The sequence below is a fragment of the Paraburkholderia sp. SIMBA_053 genome, from assembly GCF_046534895.1.
Classification (GTDB): Bacteria; Pseudomonadota; Gammaproteobacteria; order Burkholderiales; family Burkholderiaceae; genus Paraburkholderia; species Paraburkholderia caledonica.
Map to the genome: position 1 here is coordinate 1 of NZ_JAWRXU010000992.1, position 260 is coordinate 260.

General features: G+C 68.1%; 1 protein-coding gene. It reads right to left on the reverse strand.

The genetic code is table 11. From position 1 onward, the window contains the following. Window positions 1-260: cupin domain-containing protein (locus SB753_RS38585; protein WP_410805352.1), on the reverse strand; the 260-nt coding region annotated here is incomplete at both ends.

Consider the following 260-nt stretch of genomic DNA (forward strand, 5'->3'; position numbering starts at 1 on the left):
GCATCGTCGCAGGCGAGAAAGCCGCATAGCACGCTGGTCCGCGCGCCGCCTCCGCCGTACGAGAGATTCAATACTTCGCCCGGCATGGCGGCCAGTTGAGATTCGATGAGCGGTCCGGCGGGCACGGGCGTCAGATCGACCGCGCTTCCCATGATGTGCGCCTCGCCTTGCGGCACGACGAGCAATTCGCCCGCGCCGACGCAGATGGCGGGCTCGCTGCAGTCGGGCAGTCGCGCCCAGCACGTGCCTTCCGTGATCAG